Origin of the sequence: Streptomyces radicis (assembly GCF_003626575.1) — a bacterium.
Lineage (GTDB): Bacteria > Actinomycetota > Actinomycetes > Streptomycetales > Streptomycetaceae > Streptomyces > Streptomyces radicis.
In genome coordinates this window covers 40125-54405 of sequence record NZ_RBDY01000036.1, presented here as the reverse complement: position 1 = coordinate 54405, position 14281 = coordinate 40125, and the positions used below count along the sequence as shown (strand labels likewise).

Genomic DNA, 14281 nt, shown 5'->3' with positions numbered 1-14281 from the left:
CCCCGAGGGCCCGAACGCGGGCGCCGCGTCACGGCGTCACTCGGCCGCCTCGCCCAGGTAGGCGGCGCGGATCCGCGGGTCGGCGAGCAGGGCCGACGCCTCGTCGGCCATCACGACCGAGCCGGTCTCCAGGACATAGCCGCGGTCGGCGAGCTGGAGCGCCTGCGAGGCGTTCTGCTCGACCAGCAGCAGCGTGGTGCCCTGGTCGTTGATCTCCTTGAGGATCTCGAAGATCTGCTGGACGATCAGCGGCGCCAGGCCCATCGACGGCTCGTCGAGCAGCAGCAGCTCCGGCTTGCCCATGAGGGCGCGGCCGATCGCGAGCATCTGCTGCTCGCCGCCCGAGAGGGTGCCCGAGACCTGCTTGCGCCGCTGGGCCAGCACCGGGAACAGCGTGAACACGCGGTCGATGTCGGCCGGGTCGGGGCGGCGCAGCCGGTAGGCGCCCATCCTCAGGTTCTCGAGGACGGTCATCCGCGGGAACACGCGGCGCCCCTCGGGGACGTGCCCGATGCCGAACCGCACCAGCTCGTGCGACTTGATGCCGTCGACGCGCTCGCCGCGCAGCCACACCTCGCCGGTGCGGGGCGCCATCATGCCGGACGCGGTCTTGAGCGTGGTGGACTTGCCCGCGCCGTTGCCGCCGAGCAGGGCCACCACCTCGCCCTCGGCCACGGTCAGGCTGACGCCCTTGAGCGCCTCGATCGCGCCGTAGAAGACGTGCAGGTCCCGCAGTTCGAGCAGGGCGGGCGAGCCGTCCTCGGGAACGGGCGCCGCCCCCGCCTCCTTGTCGAGTCCGACGCTCACGACCGCTCCTCCTCGTCCTTCGCGGCGCCCTCGGGCTCCGGGGTGTCCCGGGGGCCCGGGACGTCCGCGGGCACCGCGCCCTGCTCCGCCTCGTGCTCGGCGACCATCTCGGCCACCAGGGCGCGATCCTCCTCGCCCGACGTGCCCAGGTACGCCTCGATCACCGCGGGGTCCTGCTGGACCTCGCCTGGAGTGCCCTCGGCTATCTTCCGGCCGAAGTTGAGCACCACGACCCGGTCGGCCACCGACATCACCAGCCGCATGTCGTGCTCGATCAGCAGCACGCTCACGGACAGCTCGGTGTTGATCCGCCGGATCAGGCCCTCGAGGTCGCGCTTCTCCGTGGGGTTGGTGCCCGCCGCCGGCTCGTCGAGCAGCAGCAGCTCCGGCCTGGTGGCCAGCGCCCGCGCGATCTCCAGGCGCCGCTGCTCGCCGTAGCTGAGCGCGGCGGCGATCTCGTTCATCCGGTGGTCGAGGCCCACGAAGCGCAGCACCTCGTGCGCCTTGCGGTCGCTCTCCCGCTCGTCGCGCCGCGCGTTGGGCAGGCCGAGCATGATCGAGATCGGGTCGGTCTTCTGCCGCGTCTCCACGGCGATCTTGACGTTCTCCAGCACGGTCAACGCGCCGAAGAGGCGGATGTTCTGGAACGTCCGCGCCACCCCGAGGCGGCTGGCCTTGTGCGGCTTGCGGCCGCGCAGCTCGTGCTCGCCGCCGCTCCTCGGACGGAAGGTGATCCTCCCCTCCTGCGGGACATAGGCGCCGGTCAACGAGTTGAACAGGGAGGTCTTGCCCGCCCCGTTGGGCCCGATGACCGCCAGGATCTCGCCGCGCGCCATGCGCAGCGCCACATCGTCGAGGCTGGTCAGGCCGCCGAAGCGGAGGGTGATGCCGCTGGCGTCGAGGACGTCACCGCCCACCCCGGCCTCGGCGTCCTTCTTCAACTCGGTCGTCATCCCCGCGCACCTCCAGGCTGCGCCCCCAGGGCGTCGGCGCCCCCGGCGCCCTCCTCGGCCATCTTCAGCTCGCGCTGCCGTCGTCGCGAGGGCAGCAGGCCCTGCGGCCGGTAGATCATCATCACGACCAGCAGCCCGCCGAGGTACATGTAACGGTCCTGCGGGTCGACGGTGTCGCGCAGCGCCTCGGGCAGCCAGACCAGGATCGCCGTGCCGAGCAGCACGCCGGGGATCGAGCCCATGCCGCCGAAGACGACATAGGACAGGGCGAGCACGGACAGCAGCACCATGAACATCTCGGAGTTGATGTAGCCGAGCTTGCTCGCGTAGACGACGCCCGCGATGCCCGAGGTGGACGCGCCGATGGCGAACGCCAGCAGCTTGAAGCGGACGGTGTCCACGCCGGTGGCCGCCGCGGCGACCTCGTCCTCCCTGATGGCGGTCCAGGCGCGGCCGACGCGGGAGTGCTCGAGGCGCAGGAACAGCGCGAGCACCGCGACGACGAACGCCAGTTGCAGCCAGTAGTAGGGCTGTGGGTCGAGGCCCCACTCGTAGGACCAGAAGCCCAGGTCCACGGAGAAACGGTCCGTCTGGGCGCCTCTCGTGCCGCCGGTGAAGTCGTTCCAGTTCCGCGCGGTCAGGTAGACGATCTCGTGGAAGCCGAGCGTCACGATCGCCAGATAGTCGCCGCGCAGCCTCAGTGTCGGCGCGCCGAGCAGGATTCCGGCGATCAGGCAGGTGACCACGGCGAGCGGGATCACCAGGAAGTTGTTCAGCTCGACGGGCGGCTCGACCGGCAGCCCGCCGGTCCAGTAGGCCGCGCTGTAGGCGCCGATCGCGAAGAACGCGATGAAGCCGAGGTCCAGCATGCCGGCCCAGCCGACGACCACGTTGAGGCCGATGGCGACGAGCACGAACATGCCGATCTGGTCGACCATGACCTGCTGCCAGCGGGTGGTCACCATGAGGGGCAGCAGCACCAGGAAGATCAGCAGGCCGCCGAGGGCCGCGTACCTGATGTTCCTGTTGTCGCGCAGCACGGCGTTGCCGAGCCGCACCGTCCTGGCGATCAGCGCTGGCAGCCACACATGGACGCGGCCCAGGGAGTAACCCCCGCTGGGCGCCAGCTCCTTGGGGCTGTCGACCGGGCGCGCGGCCTCCTGCTTGACGGAGGAGGTGAACGCCTTGATCACGTCGTGCGCGAACTCGCGGACCAGCCAGATCGCGACGAAGACGCCGAGCCAGATCCACACGCCCGAGCCGGTGAAGTTGGCCTCGAGGGCGGCGAAGAGGTCACCGCGCACGCCCTGTTCGCCGGTGACCTGGGCGACCACCAGGGCGGTGATCACCAGGGCGGTGAGCCTGCCCCAGCGCGGATGCCGGTACCAGGCCCGCTGCCGCAGCTTGGCAGCCGATGGCCGTCCCTTGGCGGGAGCCTGGGCGCTCATGCCGTCCTCCCCACACGCTCACCGAGAATTCCCGTCGGCCTGAACATCAGCACGAGCACCAGCACCACGAACGCGCCGACGTAGCGCCAGCCGTCGCCCCACAGCTCCACCGTGAACGACTCGACGACGCCGAGGGTGAGCCCGCCGAGCATGGCGCCCCGCACGTTGCCGATGCCGCCGAGGACGGCGGCGGCGAACGCGGTGATGCCGGGCAGGAAGCCCATCGTGTACTCGACCTGGAGGTTGGTGCCGAACAGGAACCCCGCCACGCCGCCCATCAGCCCGCCGAGCACGAACGTCCTCGACACCACCTTGTCGATGTCGACGCCCATCAGCGACGCCACCTCGGGGTCCTGGGCGACCGCCCTGATGCCCGAGCCGAGCTTGGTGCGGTTCACCACGAAGTCGACCGTCACGAGCATGAGGAGCCCGGCGACCAGGATCAGCAGCTGGGTCACGCTGACCGAGGTGCCGAAGATCTCGAACACCTGCCTGTTCTCGTACATCGTCGGCATGGGCAGCGGATAGCGCCCGAACATCTTGCCGGCCAGGTTGTAGAGAAAGAACGAGGCGCCGATCGCCGTGATCAGGAAGACCAGGCGCGGGGCGTTGCGTCTGCGCAACGGGCGATAGGCGGCCTTTTCAAGACCGAATGCGACAAGGCCACCCAGAATGGCTCCACCCAGAATACCGAGGAGCACATAGAGCGCCGATTGCAGGCCCGAGGGGTCCACGGCCGGTTCGATGAGGGTGAGGGCGATGACGCCTCCGAAGCCCCCGGCCATGAAGACCTCGCTGTGCGCGAAGTTCAGCAGTTGCAGCACGCCGTAGACGAGCGTGTAGCCGATGGCGATGACGGCGTAGAGCGAGCCGAGCACCAGCCCCAGGACGAGGACGTCCCAGATATCGGAAAGGGACATGGGAACTGACTTCCTTGTGGGAACGAGCGGCGATGCGTGGTGGCCCGGCGGGCGGAGCGGGTGGCGCCCCGCCCCGCCGGGCCTGCGGGCTCAGCCGGCGGCCAGTTCCTCGACCGGGCCGAGGTAGCCGCGCTGGCCGCCCTCGACCTGGTACATGAAGATCGCCGTATTGGTGAATTCGCCGTTCTCGTCGAACGCGAACGTCTTCGTCAGGCCCTCGTACTCGGCGCCGGCGAGCGCCTCGTACACGGCCTGGCGGCTGACGTCGTCACCGAGCCCAGCGATGGTCTCGATGATCATGTTGGCGACGTCGTACGACTCCGCGGAGTAGGTGCCGGGCGGGGTGTCGTAGGCCGCCTCGTAGCGCTCGGCGAACTCGGCGGTGGCCTGCTCCTCCGCCGCGTCGGTGCACGGACACGTGAGGTACCAGCCCTCGACGGAGTCACCGGCGAGGTTGATCAGCTCGTCGTCGTTCGAGCCGTCACCCGAGATCCCGATGCCGTCGAAGCCGGCCTCGGCGAGGCGGGTGGCGAACGGCGCGAGACCCTCGTAGTAACCCGCGTAGATGAGCGCGTCCACCCCCGAGTCCACGACCGTGCGCGCGGCGCTGCCGTAGTCGACGGTGTCGGCCGGAACGGTCTCGCGCTCGACCGTGACCCCGGCGCCCTCGAGCTCGGACTGGGCGACGTCCGAGAGGCCCTCGCCGTACGGGGTGGAGTCGCTGATCACCATGACGTTCTCGACGCCGTCCTGGCCGACGAGGAAGTCCGACATGGCCAGGCCTTGGGCGTTGTCGTTGGGCACGGCGCGCAGGAAGGTCTGGAAGCCCTGCTCGGTGAGCGCGGGGAGGGTCGCCGACGAGGACACGGCGGCGAGCCCGGCCTGGCCGTAGAGCGGCGCCGAGATGTTGGCGGGTCCCGAGAACGCCGGGCCGACGACCGCCATCACGTCGGCGTCGTCGATCGCGGTCTGGGCCGCGGTGGTGGCATCGCCCTCGGCGCCGCGGTCGTCGGCGGCGAAGTACTCGATCTCGAAGTCGTACTCACCGCTCTCGTTGGCCTCGTCGATGGCGAGCTGAATGCCGTTCTGCATGTTCTCGCCGAGCGCGACGTTGGTGCCGGACAGCGGGCCCTGGTACGCGATCTTGTACGCCCCACCACCGTCCCCTTCGTCACTTCCGCAAGCGGTGAGCGCGAGTGCCCCGATGGCGACCGGTATCGCGAGTCTCACGATGGACTTGTTGAGCACGTGGAAAACCCCCTGGAGCGAGGCCGTCATGTCGAGGCCGCACGGCTTCCCTAGTGCTCACGGCACACCGATGCGGCGTGCAGCGGAATCTATTGCCCCACACGCTGCACGAACACACTGTCGCGACAGATGTGATCGCCTCGTGACCTGTGGCATACGCCGGAAACAGAACACGGCGCACCGGTGAGCGGACGTTACGGGCAAGATCCGCTCATCCCGGACCGGCCCGAAGCGCGCCCCCCGCACGCCCCCCACCGAAGGGGAACGCGGGGAGCGACGTCGCTTTTCGGGCGTTTTAACGCGCTGTTAACTCACTGCGAACCTTTGCACGAGCCGCGCGAAAGGCGTTCGGCTACTCGGATCGCTGCTTCTGCTGCTTCTGCCGCTTCTCCTCGGCGTCCTGGATCACGGCCTCGGCGACCTGGTGCATGGACAGCCTGCGGTCCATCGACGTCTTCTGGATCCAGCGGAACGCCGCGGGCTCGGTCAGCCCGTACTGGGTCTGGAGCACGCTCTTGGCGCGGTCCACCAACTTCCGCGTCTCCAGCCGCTGCGCGAGGTCGGCGACCTCCTTGGTGAGCGCGGTCAGCTCCTGGAAGCGGGAGACGGCGATCTCGATCGCGGGCACCACGTCGCTCTTGCTGAACGGCTTGACGAGGTACGCCATCGCGCCCGCGTCCCTCGCCCGTTCGACCAGGTCGCGCTGGGAGAACGCGGTCAGCATCAGGACGGGCGCGAGGGACTCCCCCGCGATCTTCTCGGCGGCGGAGATCCCGTCCATGACGGGCATCTTCACGTCGAGGATCACCAGGTCGGGCCGTAGCTCCCTGGCCAGCTCGACCGCGCGCTCACCGTCCCCCGCCTCCCCGACGACGGTGTAGCCCTCCTCCTCGAGCATCTCCTTGAGGTCGAGCCGGATCAGTGCCTCGTCCTCGGCGATGACCACGCGCGTGGTGTGGGGCGGGACATGAGCCGCCTCGTCCGCGGCTTCCGCCGGGGTGGTGGGCTCGTCAGGGACGTCGGGGGTGCTCACGGTGCTCCTCGTTTCCTGCCGGCTGGGCCACCCATGAGAGTACCCAGTCGCTCACGCGGCGGCCGAGCGGCTACACTGACCGCGTCACTCGCCGGGTTGGTGGAACCGGTATACACGGAGGTCTCAAACACCTCTGCCCGTGAGGGCATGCGGGTTCGAATCCCGCACCCGGCACTGATGGGCACGGCGCCCTGATCAGTGCGGCGAGTCGTCCTCGCCGACGTGATGGACCCGGACCAGGTTGGTCGTGCCGGGCGTCTCGGGCGGCGAGCCCGCCGTCATCACCACGATCTCGCCCTTGCGACAGCGCCCGATACTCAGCAGCTGCTCGTCCATCTGTGCCACCATCTCGTCCGTGGTCTGCACGGCCGGGACCAGGTGCGTCTCCACCCCCCAGGTCAGCGTCAGCTGCGCGTGCGTGGCCGGGTCGGGCGTGAACGCCACCACGGGGATCGGCGAACGCGACCGCGAGAGCCTGCGCGCGGTGTCCCCGCTCTGCGTGAACGCCACCAGCAGCTTGGCGTCGAGGAAGTCGCCGATCTCCGCGGCGGCCCTGGCCACGGCGCCGCCCTGGGTGCGGGGCTTGGTGCCCTGGTCGAGCGGCGTGAGGCCGCGCGCGAGCAGCTCCTCCTCGGCGGCGCACACGATGCGGCTCATCGTGCGGACGGTCTCCACGGGGTAACGGCCCACGCTGGTCTCGCCGGAGAGCATCACCGCGTCCGTGCCGTCCATCACGGCGTTGGCCACGTCGGACGCCTCGGCGCGCGTGGGCCGCGAGGACTCGATCATCGAGTCGAGCATCTGCGTCGCCACGATCACGGGCTTGGCGTTCCGCTTGGCGAGCTTGACCGCCCGCTTCTGCACCATCGGCACGGCCTCGAGCGGGACTTCGACGCCCAGGTCGCCGCGGGCGACCATGATGCCGTCGAAGGCGTCCACGATGTCCTGGAGGTTCTCCTCGGCCTGCGGCTTCTCGATCTTGGCGATCACCGGCAGGAAGCGGCCCTCCTCGGCCATCACGTGGTGGACGTCCTTGATGTCGTCGCCGCCGCGCACGAAGGAGAGGGCGATGATGTCGACGCCCGCGCGCAGGGCCCACCGCAGATCGTCGATGTCCTTGGTGGAGAGCGCGGGGACGGAGACCGAGACGCCAGGGAGGTTGAGGCCCTTGTGGTCGGAGACCAGGCCGCCCTCGACGACGCGCGTGCGCACACGGGGGCCCTCGACCGCGACGACCTCGAGGGCGACGCGGCCGTCGTCCACCAGGATCCGCTCGCCCGGGGCGACATCGCCGGGCAGCCCGGCGTAGGTGGTGCCGCAGTGGTCCTGGTCGCCCGCGACGTCCTCGGTCGTGATGGTGAATTCGTCGCCGGTCTCCAGGAGCACGGGCCCTTCACGGAAGCTGCCGAGCCGAATCTTCGGGCCCTGGAGATCCGCCATGATTCCGACGCTGCGCCCCAATTCCTCGGCGGCGCGGCGCACCCGCTGGTAGCGCACTTCGTGCTCTCGGTGAGCGCCATGGCTGAGATTGAGCCGGGCTACGTTCATCCCCGCGTCGACGAGCGCGGCGATGCGCTCATATGAGTCGGTGGCAGGCCCAAGTGTGCAAACGATTTTCGCTCGGCGCATATGGCAACCATAGGAGCTACCGGCCAGTAGAGAGCTATCCGGAAGTGACCACACGGAGGCCGGGATTTAAAGAGAGACCGACAAGACCGGGGAACTTTTCAATTATGAGCGGGGGCCCGCTCTTATGAGCCCTTATTCACCCGGGACATCGGCAGAGACCTTTTATCGAGTGGTAATCTGCCCAGCGCTTTCCGCCACGAAACGCTGCGCCGGGACCCGGCGTGCGCCGGCGGGTGCGAGGCCGAAGGTCGTGAACGCGGTGCGCGTGGGCAGCGGATAGCGCTCGCCGCCCGGCAGGGCGTTGAGGATCGTGGCCGCCCGGTGCGCGACCAGGCCGAGGTCCGGGGCGCCGACGCCATGGGTGTGCAGCTCGGCGTTCTGCGCGAACACCGCGCCCGTGACGGCCGGATCGAGCACCAGCCGGTAGTCCTCGGTCACCTCGGGCCGCCCCGCCGCGTCCCTGCGCAGCCCGGGCTCGAGGGCCGAGAGCAGCGGGGCGAGGGGCCGTTCGCGATATCCCGTGGCCAGCACGAGCCCCGCGGTGCGCAGCCTGCTGCGCTCCTCCGAGTCCGCGTGCTCCAGGTGCAGCTCGATCTCCGCGGTGCCCGTGCGGCCCGCGGTGCGGACGGCGACGCCTGGCAGCAGCGTCGCGTCGGGCCAACCGGCGCGCAGGCCGTGCTCGTACAGCTCGTCGTGGATGGCGGCCAGGGTCCCGGCGTCGATCGCCTTGTACAGCTGGCCCTGCCGGGCCAGCAGCCGGTCGCGCACCGGCTCGGGCAGCCCGTGGAAGTACCGCGTGTAGTCGGGCGTGAAGTGCTCGAGGCCGAGCTTGCTGTACTCCATGGGCGCGAACGCGGGGCTGCGGGTGATCCAGTGCAGCCCCTCGCGGCCGGGGGCGCGGCGGCGCAGCAGGTCGAGGAAGACCTCGGCGCCCGACTGGCCCGAGCCGACGACCGTGAGGTGGTCGAGGGCGAGGAGCCGCTCGCGGTGGTCGAGGTAGTCGGCGGAGTGGATCACGGGCACGGCGGACGAGTCGGCCAGCGGGCGCAGCGGCTCGGGGACGTGCGGTGCGGTGCCGATGCCGACGGCGAGATGGCGGGCGTGCGCGCGGGTCGCCTCGACGGGCGCCCCGTCGGGCCCGAGCCTGGTGATGTCGAGCTCGAAGACGGCACGTTCGGCGCTCCACCGCACGCCGTCCACGTGGTGGCCGAAGAACAGCCCGGGCAGCTGGCCCGTGACCCAGCGGCAGTACGCGTCGTACTCGGCGCGCGGGATGTGGAACCGCTCGGCGACGTAGAAGGGGAACAGCCGCTGCTGGTGCCGCAGATAGCTGAGGAAGCCATAGGGGCTCGTCGGGTCGGCGAGGGTCACCAGGTCGGCCAGGAACGGGACTTGCAGCGTGGTGCCCTCGATCAGCAGCCCGGGGTGCCAGTGGAACGCCGCCTCGCGCTCGAACCACGCGGTGCGCAGGTCGGGCCTGCCCTGGGCGAGGGCGGCGAGCGAGAGGTTGGCGGGGCCGATGCCGATGCCGATGAGGTCGAACGGGGCGTGCGGGTCCACGGGGGTCATCGGCTGCCGTCCTTCGCGGGGCTTTCATGCTCGGGGTGCTCGGGCTCTGTGGTGTGGTCCGCCTGGTCGAGGACGAGCTTGATCAGGGCGGCCAGGTCGCTGTGCTGCGCCTGGGGGTTGAGGAGGGTGGCCTTCAGCCACAGCGCCGGGCGCCCGGCCGCGTCGAGCGCGCAGGCGCGGCCCAGGACGGCGCGGCCCTCGGCGAGCAGCCGACGGCGGATGGCGGCGACCTGCTCGTCGGCCGCGCCCGCGGGGCGGAAGAGCACGGTGGAGATGGTGGGCCGGGCCCACAGGGTCAGCCGCGGCTCGGCGGCGACCAGGGCGGCCAGGGCGCGCGCGGCGTCGCACACGCTGTCCACCAGCGCGGCGAGGCCCGTGGTGCCGAGGGCGCGTATGGTCACGGCGATCTTGAGGATGTCGGGGCGGCGCGTGGTGCGCAGCGAGCGGCCGAGCAGGTCGGGCAGCCCCGCCTCGGTGTCGTCCTCGGCGTTGAGGTAGTCGGCGCGCTGGGTCAGCGCGGCCAGCCACGCGGTGTCGGGGACGGTCAGAAGACCGGCGGCGACCGGCTGCCAGCCCAGCTTGTGCAGGTCGAGCGTCACGGAGTCGGCGCGGTCGAGCCCGGCGACCTTGGCCCGGTGGGCGTCGCTCAGCAGCAGCGGGCCGCCGTAGGCCGCGTCGACGTGCAGCGCCGCGGCCCCTCGGGCGCGGTGGGCGGCGAGGGCGTCGGCGAGCCCGGGCAGCGGGTCGATGAGCCCGGCGTCGGTGGTGCCCGCGGTGGCCACGACCAGGGCGCGGGCCGCCCCGGCCGCGTCGAGGCGGTCGAGGGCCGCGGCGACGGCGCCGGGGTCGAGGGCGCCGGTGGGCGTGGGCAGCACGAGGGGCGCGGGAAGGCCGAGCAGCCAGGCCGCGCGCCGGACGCTGTGGTGGGCGTTGGCCCCGCACACCAGGGTCAGCCGGGGGCCGAGGCGCTCGCGGGCGAGAAGGGCGCCCAGGAGGTTGGCCTCGGTGCCTCCCGTGGTGACCAGGGCGTCGGGCGCGGGACCCGCGGGGTGGACCAACGCGGCGAGCGCGCCGGTGAGATGGCGTTCGAGGACGGACGCGGCGGGGGCCTGGTCCCACGAGTCCATCGAGGGGTTGAGCGCCGCCGCGGCCAGGTCGGCCGCGGCGGCGACGGCCAGCGGCGGGGCGTGCAGATGGGCCGCGCAGTGGGGGTCGGCCGGGTCGGCGGCGCCCTCGGCGAGTGCGGTCACCAGGGAGTGCAGCGCGTCGTGCGCGCCGGTGCCCTGCGCCGGGAGCGCGGCGCCGTAGCGGGTCAGCAGCCGACGGGTGACGGCGTCGGGGCCGCCGCGGGGCAGCGGCCCGCAGCGCGCGGCAGCGCCATCGGCGAGGGCGGCGAGAACGGTCTCCACCAGGGGACGCAGGGCGCGGGGCCCGGCGGGGCCGCCCGCGAGCAGGGTGGGGTCGGGGGTGGGGGGCGCGGCCATGCTTCGGTCTCTCTCGGGTGCGTGGGGGCGCCGGCTTGGGCCGGACGGGCACAAGCTACGCGGGCGCCCCCGGCGCGGTCCCGGCGTTGCGAGCCGTTCCCCCCAACGAGTTAACGGACCGCCGAAGTGTTCCCGAACGCTCCCCGAGGCGTGGGATCCCGGAGCGTCACACCCGTCGCGGACCGCCGCGCCCGGCGGTCACAGGCCGCCCCTCCTGAACGCGTGCCGCACGTCGAGCGCGCGCCGCATGTCGTCCAGCTGGTTGACCAGACCGCGGGCCAGGGCGGGGACGGGCTCGTGGTCGCGCAGCCACTCCTCGGTCAGCCTGGCGGTCTCCTTGCCGACGATCGCCGCGGGGTAGGCGTACCGCGCGGCCATCACGCCCAGGGTGTGGCCGCGGCGGGCGGCCAGGGCGGTGGCGGCCGGGAAGTAGCGCTCGACGTAGGGCGTGAGCAGCTCCTCGTGCTCGGGGTGCCAGAAGCCCTGGGCAGTCGCGACGAAGAGGTAGTTGGACAGCCGGTCGGCGGGGTCGAACATCGCCTCCCACGCGGCGGCCTTGGCCTCCGCGTCCGGCAGGGCGGCGCGGCAGCGGGCCGCGCCCTCCTCGCCCACGGCGGTGGCGTCGCGCGCGGCCTCGGCCGCGATCTCCTCGCGCGTGGTGGCGCCGAGGACGGCGAGCCGGTGCAGCAGCAGCCAGCGCAGCTCGGGGTCGAGGTGCGGCCCGCCGGGGACCGTGCCCGCCTCCCACCACGCGCGCAGCTCGCCGGGCTCGGTGGCGGCGCCGATCGCCGCCCGCGCCGCGATCAGGCGGCGGGTGGGGTCGGTAGCGGCGGGGCCGAGCAGCTCGGCGGCGAGGTCGCCGACGAGGCGCAGCGCGGTGGCCCGCCGCCCGCCCGCGAGGTAGACGCCCGCGACCTGGCCGCTGGCGAAGTCGATGACCGACTCCACGAGCGCGGTGGCGGGCTCGTCTGGGAGCAGGCGGCGGGCCGCGTCGGCGTACAGGAGCGGGTCGAGCTCGCCGTCGCGCACCATGTCGCGCAGCGAGGCCCAGACGACGGTCCTGGTCAACGGGTCAGGCAGGGTGGGGAGAACGCGCAGCGCCGTCTCGCGCGAGGCGCGGTCGAGCCGCACCTTGGCATAGGTGAGGTCGCCGTCGTTGACCACGAGCAGCGCGGGCCTGGCCCCGGGAAAGGCGCGCTCGGCGGTGCCGTCGGCGGCGGGCAGGTCGAGGTTGTGGCGCTCGCGGAGGACCGCGCGCCCCTCCTCCTCGTCGTACGCCCCGAGCGTGAGCCGGTGCGGGCGCCCCCCGGAGTGCGCGAGCCGCAGCCGCCACTCCCCCGCGCCGTCGATGACCTCGGGGGCGAGCGTGTCGGGGCCGCTCGTGCGCAGCCAGCGGTCGGCCCACTCGGGCACGGGGCGGCCCGAGGCGCGGGCCATGGAGCCGATGAAGTCGGCGAGGGTCGCGTTGCCGAACCGGTGGCGGGCGAAGTGGTCGTTGATCCCGGCGACGAAGTCCTTCTCGCCGAGCCAGGTGACCAGTTGACGCAGCGCCGACGCGCCCTTGGCGTACGAGATGCCGTCGAAGTTGAGCCAGGCCGACGCCGTGTCGGGCACCGCGTCGGGCTCGGGGGCGACGGGGTGGGTGGTCGGGCGCTGGTCGGCGTCGTACCCCCACGTCTTGCGGGCGACGGCGAACTCGGTCCACGGCGCGTAGTCGGTCGTGTCGTCGATGACCTGGTACCCCATGAACTCGGCGAACGACTCGTTCAGCCAGATGTCGTCCCACCAGCGCAGGGTGACCAGGTCGCCGAACCACATGTGGGCCATCTCGTGCGCGATGACGACGCCGCGCGTCTGGCGCTGGGTCTCGGTGACGGCCGAGCGATAGATGAACTCGTCGCGCAGGGTGACGAGTCCGGGGTTCTCCATGGCGCCCGCGTTGAACTCGGGGACGAACGCCTGGTCGTAGGAGTCGAACGGGTAGGGCTCGTCGTACAGCTCGGCGTACCGGTCGAAGCAGCGCCTGGTGAGGTCGAACAGCTCGTCCGCGTCCTTGTCGAGGTGCTCGGCCAGCGAACGCCGCACGTGCAGCCCGAACGGCAGGCCCGCGTGCTCGGTGCGCACCGAGTGGTAGGGGCCCGCGACGACGGCCATCAGATAGGTGCTCAGCGGCGGCGTGGTGGCGCAGATCCAGCGCCCCGGCTCGCCGTCGACGCGCGTTGCGACGCCGTTGCCCAGCACCGTCCAGTCCTCGGGCGCGGTGACGGTGACGTCGAAGACGGCCTTGAGGTCGGGCTGGTCGAACGCCGCGTAGACCAGGGGGCTCTCGGTCATGCAGCACATGCTGTAGAGGTAGGTGAGCCCGTCGGCGGGGTCGGTGAAGCGGTGGATGCCCTCGCCGGTGCGCGAGTAGGGCAGGTCGGCGGTGACGGACAGCTCGTGCTCGCCCTCGGCGAGGCCGGTCAGCGCGATGCGCCCGTCGGCGAACGCCGCGGGGTCGAGGTCCTCGCCGTCGAGGGTGGCGCGGTGCACGGCGGTGGGCCGCAACTCGGCGAAGGTGTCCCCGGCCTGGCGCGCGTGGAAGCGGATCGTGGTGGCGGAGGTGAACGTTTCCTCGCCGCCGGTGAAGTCGAGGTCGATCGCGTACCGGCGGACCTCGATGAGGCGGGCGCGGTCTTCCGCTTCGCTGCGTGTCAGTGTGGCCATGGGGATCATCGTGCCGCAGCGGACGGCGTACCGGAACTCCCCGCCGACGCGATTGGTCCAGTCCAATGTCCTGACGGCTGTCAGCGGCCCCGGGAGTTCACCTCGGTGCTCGCCGGGTACGCGGGCCGAGCGCGGCCCGCCCGGGCCTACCGCCGGTCGCCCGACGGTGATCCGCCACCGGTCACGGACTCGCTCGCGAGCGTCTCGTGATGGCGGATCACCTCGGCGATGATGAAGTTGAGCAGCTTCTCGGCGAACGCCGGATCCAGCTTGGCGCTCTCCGCGAGCTGCCGCAGCCGCTTGATCTGGCGCGCCTCGCGCGCCGGGTCGGCGGCCGGGAGCCGGTGCTCGGCCTTGAGCCGCCCGACCCGCTGCGTCGCCTTGAAGCGCTCGGCCAGGATGTGGACGACGGCGGCGTCGATGTTGTCGATGCTGTCCCGCAGCTGCTCGAGCTCCGCGCGGACGGACTCGTCCAGGTCGTCCC

Annotated in this window: 11 protein-coding genes and 1 tRNA gene; 1 reads left to right on the top strand and 11 read right to left on the bottom strand. The window is 71.9% G+C overall.

Going from position 1 to position 14281, the window contains the following annotated elements; translation table 11 throughout:
• Positions 1-36 precede the first annotated feature (36 nt).
• From D7318_RS28640 to D7318_RS28615, 6 genes are all read right to left on the bottom strand, one after another.
• Positions 37-807, bottom strand: a complete 771-nt coding sequence (locus D7318_RS28640; RefSeq protein ID WP_120700142.1) for an ABC transporter ATP-binding protein — start codon at positions 805-807, stop codon at positions 37-39.
• Positions 804-1760 (bottom strand): ABC transporter ATP-binding protein, encoded by a 957-nt coding sequence (locus D7318_RS28635; protein WP_120700141.1) that lies wholly within the window; start codon positions 1758-1760, stop codon positions 804-806. Before D7318_RS28635 ends, D7318_RS28640 begins: the two co-directional genes overlap by 4 nt.
• Positions 1757-3208, bottom strand: coding sequence for a branched-chain amino acid ABC transporter permease (locus tag D7318_RS28630; protein WP_120700140.1), 1452 nt, complete (start codon positions 3206-3208; stop codon positions 1757-1759). The genes D7318_RS28635 and D7318_RS28630 overlap by 4 nt, the downstream gene beginning before the upstream one ends.
• On the bottom strand, positions 3205-4128 hold the full coding sequence (locus D7318_RS28625) for a branched-chain amino acid ABC transporter permease (protein ID WP_120700139.1): 924 nt from the start codon (positions 4126-4128) through the stop codon (positions 3205-3207). The genes D7318_RS28630 and D7318_RS28625 overlap by 4 nt, the downstream gene beginning before the upstream one ends.
• A 90-nt stretch (positions 4129-4218) precedes the next feature.
• Positions 4219-5358, bottom strand: coding sequence for a branched-chain amino acid ABC transporter substrate-binding protein (locus D7318_RS28620; protein ID WP_230424174.1), 1140 nt, complete (start codon positions 5356-5358; stop codon positions 4219-4221).
• Positions 5359-5728: 370 nt separating this feature from the next.
• Entirely contained in the window at positions 5729-6409 is a 681-nt protein-coding gene (locus tag D7318_RS28615) for an ANTAR domain-containing response regulator (protein WP_120700137.1), read from the bottom strand.
• A gap of 90 nt (positions 6410-6499) precedes the next feature.
• Here D7318_RS28615 and D7318_RS28610 point away from each other — a divergent pair.
• Positions 6500-6583 (top strand) — tRNA-Leu (locus D7318_RS28610).
• 21 nt (positions 6584-6604) lie between these two features.
• Here D7318_RS28610 and pyk read toward each other — a convergent pair.
• The 5 genes from pyk to D7318_RS28585 all read right to left on the bottom strand — a co-directional run bounded on the left by pyk (position 6605) and on the right by D7318_RS28585 (position 14273).
• Entirely contained in the window at positions 6605-8038 is a 1434-nt protein-coding gene (gene pyk, locus D7318_RS28605) for a pyruvate kinase (RefSeq protein WP_120700136.1), read from the bottom strand.
• A gap of 162 nt (positions 8039-8200) precedes the next feature.
• Positions 8201-9607, bottom strand: coding sequence for a lysine N(6)-hydroxylase/L-ornithine N(5)-oxygenase family protein (locus D7318_RS28600; protein WP_120700135.1), 1407 nt, complete (start codon positions 9605-9607; stop codon positions 8201-8203).
• Positions 9604-11091 (bottom strand): pyridoxal phosphate-dependent decarboxylase family protein, encoded by a 1488-nt coding sequence (locus tag D7318_RS28595; RefSeq protein ID WP_120700134.1) that lies wholly within the window; start codon positions 11089-11091, stop codon positions 9604-9606. The genes D7318_RS28600 and D7318_RS28595 overlap by 4 nt, the downstream gene beginning before the upstream one ends.
• Positions 11092-11289: 198 nt before the next feature.
• Positions 11290-13797: an aminopeptidase N gene (pepN, locus tag D7318_RS28590; protein ID WP_120700155.1), complete on the bottom strand. Its 2508-nt coding sequence runs from the start codon at positions 13795-13797 to the stop codon at positions 11290-11292.
• 146 nt (positions 13798-13943) lie between these two features.
• Complete coding sequence (locus D7318_RS28585; protein ID WP_230424179.1) at positions 13944-14273, bottom strand: chorismate mutase; 330 nt, start codon at positions 14271-14273, stop codon at positions 13944-13946.
• Between the last annotated feature and the right edge of the window lie 8 nt (positions 14274-14281).